Source organism: Enterobacter cloacae complex sp. P2B, assembly GCF_014895985.1.
Classification (GTDB): Bacteria; Pseudomonadota; Gammaproteobacteria; order Enterobacterales; family Enterobacteriaceae; genus Enterobacter; species Enterobacter bugandensis.
This window is the reverse complement of sequence record NZ_JADBQQ010000027.1, coordinates 20992-29922: the sequence shown is the minus strand read 5'-3', so window position 1 is coordinate 29922 and position 8931 is coordinate 20992. Positions and strand designations below refer to the sequence as shown.

Annotated in this window: 10 protein-coding genes; all 10 read left to right on the top strand. The window is 54.9% G+C overall.

Annotated elements, in window-relative coordinates; genetic code table 11:
• The first annotated feature begins 45 nt into the window (after positions 1-45).
• The 10 genes from wcaA to wcaI are packed head-to-tail and all read left to right on the top strand — an operon-like array spanning position 46 to position 8931.
• The gene (gene wcaA / locus IM313_RS21660) at positions 46-888 is read left to right on the top strand and encodes a colanic acid biosynthesis glycosyltransferase WcaA (RefSeq protein WP_028013800.1); all 843 of its coding nucleotides are present in this window, start codon (positions 46-48) and stop codon (positions 886-888) included.
• Positions 888-1379 (top strand): colanic acid biosynthesis acetyltransferase WcaB, encoded by a 492-nt coding sequence (wcaB, locus tag IM313_RS21655; protein ID WP_045260418.1) that lies wholly within the window; start codon positions 888-890, stop codon positions 1377-1379. The genes wcaA and wcaB overlap by 1 nt, the downstream gene beginning before the upstream one ends.
• Positions 1376-2593 carry a colanic acid biosynthesis glycosyltransferase WcaC gene (wcaC, locus tag IM313_RS21650; RefSeq protein WP_192971309.1) on the top strand — a complete coding sequence of 406 codons (1218 nt, stop codon included), beginning with the start codon at positions 1376-1378 and terminating at the stop codon, positions 2591-2593. The genes wcaB and wcaC overlap by 4 nt, the downstream gene beginning before the upstream one ends.
• Positions 2568-3788, top strand: a complete 1221-nt coding sequence (gene wcaD, locus IM313_RS21645; protein ID WP_028013797.1) for a colanic acid polymerase WcaD — start codon at positions 2568-2570, stop codon at positions 3786-3788. The genes wcaC and wcaD overlap by 26 nt, the downstream gene beginning before the upstream one ends.
• A gap of 16 nt (positions 3789-3804) precedes the next feature.
• On the top strand, positions 3805-4551 hold the full coding sequence (wcaE, locus tag IM313_RS21640; protein ID WP_028013796.1) for a colanic acid biosynthesis glycosyltransferase WcaE: 747 nt from the start codon (positions 3805-3807) through the stop codon (positions 4549-4551).
• Between the two features lie 15 nt (positions 4552-4566).
• The gene (gene wcaF, locus IM313_RS21635) at positions 4567-5115 is read left to right on the top strand and encodes a colanic acid biosynthesis acetyltransferase WcaF (RefSeq protein ID WP_045260414.1); all 549 of its coding nucleotides are present in this window, start codon (positions 4567-4569) and stop codon (positions 5113-5115) included.
• 24 nt (positions 5116-5139) lie between these two features.
• A complete protein-coding gene (gmd, locus tag IM313_RS21630; protein ID WP_003863514.1) occupies positions 5140-6261 on the top strand; it encodes a GDP-mannose 4,6-dehydratase in 1122 nt (373 codons plus the stop codon).
• Positions 6262-6263: 2 nt separating this feature from the next.
• The gene (locus IM313_RS21625; RefSeq protein WP_192971310.1) at positions 6264-7229 is read left to right on the top strand and encodes a GDP-L-fucose synthase; all 966 of its coding nucleotides are present in this window, start codon (positions 6264-6266) and stop codon (positions 7227-7229) included.
• 2 nt (positions 7230-7231) lie between these two features.
• On the top strand, positions 7232-7711 hold the full coding sequence (locus IM313_RS21620) for a GDP-mannose mannosyl hydrolase (protein WP_074135958.1): 480 nt from the start codon (positions 7232-7234) through the stop codon (positions 7709-7711).
• A complete protein-coding gene (gene wcaI, locus IM313_RS21615; protein ID WP_192971311.1) occupies positions 7708-8931 on the top strand; it encodes a colanic acid biosynthesis fucosyltransferase WcaI in 1224 nt (407 codons plus the stop codon). The genes IM313_RS21620 and wcaI overlap by 4 nt, the downstream gene beginning before the upstream one ends.

The window sequence follows — 8931 nt, the reverse complement described above, 5'->3', positions numbered from 1 at the left end:
TCTCCCCTCAGGAGAGAGGGCCGGGGTGAGGGGTAGGAGGAAAAGATGACCACACAACGCCCTTTAGTTTCTATCTATATGCCGACATGGAACCGTCAGCAGCTGGCGATCCGCGCTATTAAGTCGGTCTTGCGTCAGGATTACGATAACTGGGAACTGATCATCGTGGATGACTGTTCTTCCTCGTATGAACAGCTGCAAAAATTTGTCACCGAACTCAACGATCCGCGCGTGATGTACACCCATAACCCGATTAACTCCGGGGCGTGCGCGGTGCGTAATCAGGCGATTATGCAGGCCAAAGGGCAGTATCTGACCGGCATCGACGACGATGACGAATGGACGCCGAACCGCCTGTCCGTCTTCCTTTCGCATAAAGAGCAGCTGGTCACGCACGCTTTTCTGTATGCCAACGACTATGTTTGCCAGGGCGAGGTTTACTCGCAGCCCGCGAGCCTGCCGCTGTATCCGAAATCACCGTACTCTCGTCGCCTGTTCTACAAGCGCAACATTATCGGTAATCAGGTCTTTACCTGGGCGTGGCGCTTTAAAGAGTGCCTGTTCGATACCGAACTGAAGGCCGCGCAGGATTACGACATCTTCTTGCGGATGGTGGTGGAGTACGGCGAGCCGTGGAAAGTGGAAGAGGCCACGCAGATCCTGCACATCAACCACGGGGAGATGCAGATCACCTCCTCACCGAAGAAGTTTTCAGGCTATTTCCATTTTTACCGCAAGCACAAGGACAAGTTTGACCGTGCCAGCCGGAAGTATCAGCTCTTTACCCTGTATCAGATCCGCAATAAGCGCATGAACTGGCGTACGCTGCTGACGCTGCTGTCGGTGCGTAACGGCAAGCGTCTGGCTGACGGGCTTCGGGGGAAATAATGTTTCTGGAAGATTGCCGCGCAAACAGCTGGAGCCTGCGACCGTGCTGCATGGTTCTGGCGTACCGCATCGCGCACTTTTGCTCGGTGTGGCGCAAGAAAAACGTACTGAACAATATCTGGGCGGCACCGATTCTGGTGCTGTACCGCATCATCACCGAATGCTTTTTTGGCTATGAAATCCAGGCCGCTGCCACCATTGGCCGCCGCTTTACCATCCACCACGGCTATGCGGTGGTGATCAACAAGTTCGTGGTTGCGGGTGATGATTTCACCATTCGCCACGGGGTGACGATCGGCAACCGCGGGCCGGACAGCCTGGCCTGCCCGGTGATCGGCAATAACGTCGAGCTGGGGGCGAACGTGGTGATGATTGGCGACATTACGATTGGTAACAACGTGACGATCGGGGCGGGCAGCGTGGTGCTGGACAGCATTCCGGATAACGCGCTGGTGGTGGGAGAGAAAGCCCGCGTGAAGGTGATTAAATGAACATTCTGCAATTTAACGTACGCCTCGCAGAAGGCGGAGCGGCAGGCGTGGCGCTGGATCTGCACCAGCGTGCCCTGCAAAAAGGACTTCAGTCCCGGTTTATTTACGGCTACGGCAAAGGCGGCAAGAAAAGCGTCAGCCATGATAACTTCCCGCAGGTGCACAAGCACACGCCGCGTCTGACCTCTGTTGCCAACATTGCGCTGTTCCGCCTGTTTAACCGCGACTTGTTTGGCAACCTGAACAGTCTATATCGCACCGTGACCCGCACTACCGGCCCGGTTGTGCTGCATTTTCACGTGCTGCACAGCTACTGGCTGAATCTGGAAGAGGTGGTGGCGTTTTGTCAGAAGGTGCAGGCCCACAAGCCCGACACCCGCTTCGTCTGGACGCTGCACGATCACTGGAGCGTAACCGGACGCTGCGCGTTTACCGACGGCTGCGAAGGCTGGAAAGATAGCTGCCAGAAATGCCCGACGTTGAACAACTATCCGCCGGTGAAGGTGGATCGCGCGCATCAGCTGGTACACGGAAAGCGTCAGTTGTTCCGCGACATGCTTTCGCTCGGCTGCACGTTTATCTCCCCGAGCCAGCACGTGGCCGACGCCTTCAACAGCCTGTATGGGGCAGGGCGCTGTCAGATTATCAACAACGGTATCGACGTGGCGACGGAAGCCATCCTGGCCGAGCTGACGCCGGTGGCTGAAACCGCGGGCAAACCGAAAATTGCCATCGTTGCGCACGATCTGCGCTACGACGGCAAAACCAACCAGCAGCTGGTGCGCGACATGATGGCGCTGGGTGACAAAATTGAACTGCATACCTTTGGCAAATTCTCGCCGTTCGAAGGCGCTAACGTGGTAAATCACGGGTTTGAAACCGACAAGCGCAAGCTGATGAGCGCCCTGAATGGTATGGACGCACTGGTGTTCAGCTCTCGCGTTGATAATTACCCGCTGATCCTCTGCGAGGCGCTCTCCATCGGCGTGCCGGTGATTGCCACCCACAGCGATGCAGCGCGCGAAGTGCTGGAAAAATCGGGCGGAAAAACCTTCGCCGCGCACGAGGTCCTGCCTCTGGTGCAGCTGCCGAAGGCGCAGATCGCCGAGGCCGTTTTTGGCACTGACCTGGAATCGTTCCGCAACCGCAGCCGCAAGGCCTACAGTGGACAACAGATGCTGGAGGAGTATGTCTCGTTCTATCAGAATCTGTAGTTATCTGCTGCTGCCGCTGATCTACCTGCTGGTCAACGTTAAAATTGCCCAGCTCGGCGAAAGCTTCCCGATAACCATCGTGACTTTTTTGCCCGTTCTGCTTCTGCTGTATGTCGATAAAATCAACCTGAAGAAGCTGATGATTGCCCTGGGGCTGGGCACGGGCCTGACGCTGTTTAACTACATCTTTGGCCAGTCGCTGGATGCCAGTAAATACGTCACTTCAACCATGCTGTTTGTTTATATCGTTATTATTATTGGCATGGTCTGGAGTATTCGCTTCAAAACTATTTCACCGCACAATTATCGGAAAATCCTCAGGTTCTTTTATATTGCCGTTGCGTTAATTGTTGTGCTTGCCGCACTGGAAATGGCGCAGATTATTTTGACCGGTGGCAGCAGCCTGATGGAGATAATTTCGAAATATCTCATTTACAGTAACAGCTATGTACTGAACTTCATTAAGTTTGGTGGTAAGCGTACAACGGCGCTCTATTTTGAACCGGCGTTTTTCGCTCTGGCGTTAATCTCAATTTGGCTCAGCATCAAACAGTTTGGTATCAAAACGCCTAAGACCGATGCTATGATTCTTGCAGGAATCGTTCTGTCTGGATCGTTCTCAGGGGTAATGACATTTATCCTGTTTTACCTGCTGGAGTGGGCGTTCCAGTACCTGAACAAAGATGCGATTAAGAAAAAACTGCCGCTGGCGATAATCTCTCTGACGGTATTTTTAGTGGGCGTCATATTCGCGTTTCCGTACATTTCAGAACGTCTGGGTGATTTGGGAACGGAAGGGTCATCGTCCTATTATCGCATCATTGGTCCGCTGGTGATGGTGGGTTATTCCTTAACCCATATCGATGGTGTAGTAAGATTCGGCTCACTTTACGAATATGTTGCATCATTCGGAATCTTTAACGGTGCGGATGTCGGTAAAACCATAGACAATGGTCTGTATCTGTTAATTATTTATTTTTCATGGTTCGCCGTACTGTTGACGCTGTGGTATCTGTTTAAAGTTTTCAAAATGATGATCAACGCGTTTGGTGATAACCAGAACTTTCGCGTGCAGCTTTATCTTTTTACGCCGGTGTCGCTGTTTTTTACCGGGTCAATATTTAGCCCGGAATATGCTTTCTTGATTGTCTGTCCGTTTATTTTGCGTAAGGCGCTTAATATTACGAACGTATGACGAAATGAGGTGATTTATGTTTCTTAGCGTCATTACTGTCGCTTTTCGTAATTACGAAGGGGTGGTAAAAACCTGGCGCTCGCTGCGCAACCTGGCGCGCGATCCAAGCCTCACCTTTGAGTGGATCGTGGTCGACGGCGGCTCGAACGATGGCACGGCGGAGTTTCTGGAAAAACTCAACGGTGAGTTCAACTTACGCTACATCAGCGAGAAAGATAAAGGCATCTACGATGCGATGAACAAGGGCATTACTATGGCCCAGGGCCGTTATGCCATCTTCCTCAACTCCGGCGATATTTTCCACGACGACGTGGCGCTGTTTGCTCGTCAGCTGGCGCGCCAGAAAGAGGATGCCATGTATATTGGCGATGCGCTGCTCGACTTTGGCGACGGGCATAAAGTCTGCCGCAGCGCCAAGCCAGGCTGGTATATCTACCACAGCCTGCCGGCCAGCCATCAGGCCATTTTCTTCCCGGTAAACGGTCTGAAAAAACAGCCTTACGATTTGCAGTACAAGGTGTCATCCGATTATGCGCTGGCCGCCAGCCTGTATAAATCAGGTTACCCGTTCCGTCGAATTAAAGGGCTGGTATCTGAATTTTCGATGGGAGGCGTGTCAACGTCTAATAATCTGGAATTATGCCAGGATGCAAAAAAGGTGCAGCGTCAAATATTACGCGTGCCGGGATTCTGGGCGGAATTGTCTTATTTATTACGCCTGCGTACCACAGGTAAAACGAAAACCTTATATAACAAAGCCTGAATATAAGGAAACGCAATGCAGGATTTAAAAGGTTTCTCCGTGCCGAAAGGTTTTCGGGGCGGGAACGGTATTAAGGTACAGCTGTGGTGGGCGGTTCAGGCAACCTTATTTGCCTGGTCGCCGCAAATACTGTACCGCTGGCGAGCCTTTTTATTGCGCCTGTTTGGCGCAAAAATCGGAAAAAACGTAGTTATTCGACCTTCGGTAAAGATTACCTACCCCTGGAAATTAACCCTCGGGGATTACGCCTGGGTAGGGGATGACGCGGTGTTATATACCCTGGGCGAGATTACGATTGGCGCAAATTCGGTGGTTTCACAGAAGTGTTATTTGTGCACCGGCAGCCACGACTTTATGAGCCCGCATTTTGATATTACCGCTTCGCCTATTGTGATCGGTGAAAAGTGCTGGCTGGCAACGGATGTTTTTGTTGCACCAGGTATTTCTGTTGGCGATGGCACGGTAGTCGGTGCCCGCAGCAGCGTTTTTAAATCGCTACCGGCAAATAAAGTTTGCCGTGGCAACCCCGCAGTGGTGATACGCGAACGCGTTGAAACTGATTAAATTCATAAGTAGAGGAATATAAACATGTCTAAAGTCGCTCTCATCACCGGCGTTACCGGGCAGGATGGTTCTTACCTGGCAGAACTGCTGCTGGAGAAAGGGTATGAAGTGCACGGTATTAAACGTCGTGCCTCTTCATTCAACACCGAACGTGTGGATCACATTTATCAGGATCCTCACGCGGCAAACCCGAAATTCCACCTGCACTACGGCGACCTGACCGATACCTCCAACCTGACCCGTATCCTGCAGGAAGTACAGCCGGATGAAGTGTACAACCTGGGGGCGATGAGCCACGTTGCGGTCTCCTTCGAGTCCCCGGAATACACTGCTGACGTTGACGCCATGGGTACCCTGCGTCTGCTGGAGGCGATTCGCTTCCTCGGTCTTGAGAAGAAAACTCGCTTCTACCAGGCATCTACCTCCGAGCTGTACGGCCTGGTGCAGGAAATTCCACAGAAAGAGACCACGCCGTTCTACCCGCGCTCTCCGTATGCGGTAGCAAAACTGTACGCCTACTGGATCACCGTGAACTACCGTGAATCCTACGGTATGTACGCCTGTAACGGCATTCTGTTCAACCACGAATCCCCGCGCCGCGGCGAAACCTTCGTGACCCGTAAAATCACCCGCGCGATCGCCAACATTGCTCAGGGTCTGGAATCTTGCCTGCACCTCGGCAACATGGACTCCCTGCGTGACTGGGGCCATGCCAAAGACTACGTGAAAATGCAGTGGATGATGCTGCAGCAGGAACAGCCAGAAGACTTCGTTATCGCGACCGGCGTGCAGTACTCCGTGCGTCAGTTCGTTGAGATGGCTGCGGCGCAGTTGGGCATCAAACTGCGCTTCGAAGGCACCGGCGTGGAAGAGAAGGGTATCGTTGTATCCGTGACCGGCCACGACGCGCCGGGCGTGAAGCCAGGCGACGTAATTGTCCAGGTTGACCCGCGCTACTTCCGTCCTGCTGAAGTAGAAACCCTGCTGGGCGACCCAACCAAAGCGCACGAGAAGCTGGGCTGGAAACCAGAAACCACTCTGCAGGAGATGGTCTCTGAGATGGTGGCCAAAGATCTTGAAGCAGCGAAAAAACACTCCCTGCTCAAGTCTCATGGCTACGAGGTTGCCATCGCGCTGGAGTCCTGAGAATGACAAAACAACGTATTTTTGTCGCCGGTCATCGCGGAATGGTGGGTTCCGCGATTGTCCGCCAGCTGGAACAGCGCGGTGACGTAGAGGTGATTGTCCGCACCCGTGACGAGCTGAACCTGCTCGACAGCCGTGGGGTACAGGACTTCTTTGCGAACGAACGCATTGACCAGGTGTATCTGGCGGCGGCGAAGGTGGGCGGCATTGTCGCTAACAACACCTACCCGGCGGATTTCATCTACGAGAACATGATGATCGAGAGCAACATCATTCACGCGGCGCATCTGCACAACGTGAACAAGCTGCTGTTCCTCGGTTCATCCTGTATCTACCCGAAGATGGCGAAGCAGCCGATCGCCGAAAGCGAGCTGCTGCAGGGTACGCTGGAAGCGACTAACGAGCCCTACGCGATTGCAAAAATTGCCGGGATCAAGCTGTGCGAGTCCTACAACCGTCAGTACAACCGCGACTATCGCTCGGTGATGCCGACCAACCTGTACGGACCGCACGACAACTTCCACCCGAGCAATTCCCACGTGATCCCGGCGCTGCTGCGTCGCTTCCACGAGGCGACTGCCGAAAACGCCCCGGACGTGGTGGTGTGGGGCAGCGGAACGCCAATGCGCGAGTTCCTGCACGTGGACGACATGGCGGCTGCCAGCATTCACGTGATGGAGCTGGATCGCGAGGTGTGGCAGGAAAACACCGAGCCGATGCTGTCGCACATTAACGTGGGTACCGGCGTGGACTGCACCATCCGCGAGCTGGCGCAGACCATCGCGCAGGTGGTGGGCTACAAGGGCCGCGTGGTGTTTGACGCCACTAAACCGGACGGCACGCCGCGCAAGCTGCTGGACGTGACCCGTCTGCATCAGCTGGGCTGGTATCACGAGGTCTCACTGGAGCAGGGGCTGGCCAGCACCTACCAGTGGTTCCTGGAAAACCAGCACCGCTTCCGGGGGTAACGATGTTTTTAAGTCAGGAAGATTTTGCCACGGTAGTGCGTTCCACTCCGCTCATCTCGATTGATTTGATCGTGGAGAACGAACGCGGCGAGTTCTTGCTGGGGAAACGAACCAATCGTCCTGCACAGGGCTTCTGGTTCGTGCCCGGCGGGCGCGTGCAGAAGGATGAGACGCTGGTTGATGCGTTTGAGCGTCTCACTCTGGCGGAGCTGGGCCTGCAGCTGCCGATGGCAGCGGGCCAGTTTTACGGGGTCTGGCAGCACTTCTATGACGATAACTTTTCGGGCACCGGGTTCTCCACGCACTACATCGTGCTGGGGTTCCGCCTGAAGGTGAGTGAGGCAGACCTGCGTCTGCCTGATTCTCAGCATGACGATTACCGCTGGCTAACGCCAGAGGCGCTGCTGGCAAGCGACAACGTCCATGACAACAGTCGGGCGTACTTCCTCGCGGAACGTCAGGCCGAGGTGCCAGGACTATGAAAATCCTCGTCTACGGAATTAACTACTCGCCGGAATTAACCGGTATCGGGAAATACACCGGCGAGATGGTGGAGTGGATGGCGAGCCAGGGACATGACGTGCGGGTGATTACTGCCCCGCCGTACTACCCGGAGTGGAAGGTAGGCGAACGCTATTCCAGCTGGCGCTATCGCCGTGAAGAGGGGGCCGCGACCGTCTGGCGCTGCCCGCTCTACGTGCCGAAACAGCCCTCGACGCTGAAACGTTTAATTCATCTGGGCAGCTTTGCCCTCAGCAGTTTCTTCCCGCTGATGGCGCAGCGTCGCTGGAAGCCGGATCGCATTATCGGCGTGGTGCCGACGCTGTTCTGCACGCCGGGCATGCGCCTGCTGGGAAAACTCTCCGGCGCGCGCACCCTGCTGCACATTCAGGATTATGAAGTGGACGCTATGCTCGGTCTGGGTATGGCCGGGAAAGGCAAGGGCGGCAAGGTGGCGAAGCTCGCCAGCGCCTTTGAGCGCAGTGGCTTACACAACGTGGATTACGTCTCAACGATCTCGCGCTCGATGATGAACAAAGCGCAGGAGAAGGGCGTCCCGGCGGAGAAGGTGATCTTCTTCCCGAACTGGTCCGAAGTGGCGCGTTTTCGCGACGTGACGGAGCAAGAGGCTCAGGCGCTGCGCGCCCGGCTCGGCTTGCCTGAAGACCAAAAAATCATTCTTTACTCAGGCAACATCGGCGAAAAGCAGGGGCTGGAGAGCGTTATTGAAGCGGCCCAGCTGCTGATCGAACAGCCGTGGACGTTTGTGATTGTCGGACAGGGCGGGGGAAAAGCGCGGCTGGAGAAGATGGCCAGTCAACGCGGCCTGACCAACGTGAAGTTTTTCCCGCTGCAATCGTACGATGCGCTGCCCGCGCTGCTGAAAATGGCGGATTGCCATCTGGTAGTGCAAAAACGCGGCGCGGCGGATGCGGTGCTGCCGTCCAAGCTGACCAACATTCTGGCAGTGGGCGGTAACGCGGTGATTACGGCCGAAGCCGAAACCGAATTAGGCCAGCTGTGTGACAGCTATCCGGGGATTGCCGTGTGCGTGGAGCCGGAATCGGTCCCGGCGCTGGTCACCGGCATTGAACAGGCACTCGCCATGCCAAAAGTGAACACGGTGGCACGTGAATATGCCGAACGCACGCTCGAGAAAGAGAACGTGCTGAGCCAATTTATTGCAGATATACGGGGATAA

Coding starts and splice junctions, on each gene's coding strand:
- wcaI (WP_192971311.1), top strand. CDS start 7,708: ATGAAAATCCTCGTCTACGGAATTAACTACTCGCCGGAATTAACCGGT.
- wcaD (WP_028013797.1), top strand. CDS start 2,568: ATGTCTCGTTCTATCAGAATCTGTAGTTATCTGCTGCTGCCGCTGATC.
- IM313_RS21620 (WP_074135958.1), top strand. CDS start 7,232: ATGTTTTTAAGTCAGGAAGATTTTGCCACGGTAGTGCGTTCCACTCCG.
- wcaE (WP_028013796.1), top strand. CDS start 3,805: ATGTTTCTTAGCGTCATTACTGTCGCTTTTCGTAATTACGAAGGGGTG.
- wcaF (WP_045260414.1), top strand. CDS start 4,567: ATGCAGGATTTAAAAGGTTTCTCCGTGCCGAAAGGTTTTCGGGGCGGG.
- wcaA (WP_028013800.1), top strand. CDS start 46: ATGACCACACAACGCCCTTTAGTTTCTATCTATATGCCGACATGGAAC.
- IM313_RS21625 (WP_192971310.1), top strand. CDS start 6,264: ATGACAAAACAACGTATTTTTGTCGCCGGTCATCGCGGAATGGTGGGT.
- gmd (WP_003863514.1), top strand. CDS start 5,140: ATGTCTAAAGTCGCTCTCATCACCGGCGTTACCGGGCAGGATGGTTCT.
- wcaB (WP_045260418.1), top strand. CDS start 888: ATGTTTCTGGAAGATTGCCGCGCAAACAGCTGGAGCCTGCGACCGTGC.
- wcaC (WP_192971309.1), top strand. CDS start 1,376: ATGAACATTCTGCAATTTAACGTACGCCTCGCAGAAGGCGGAGCGGCA.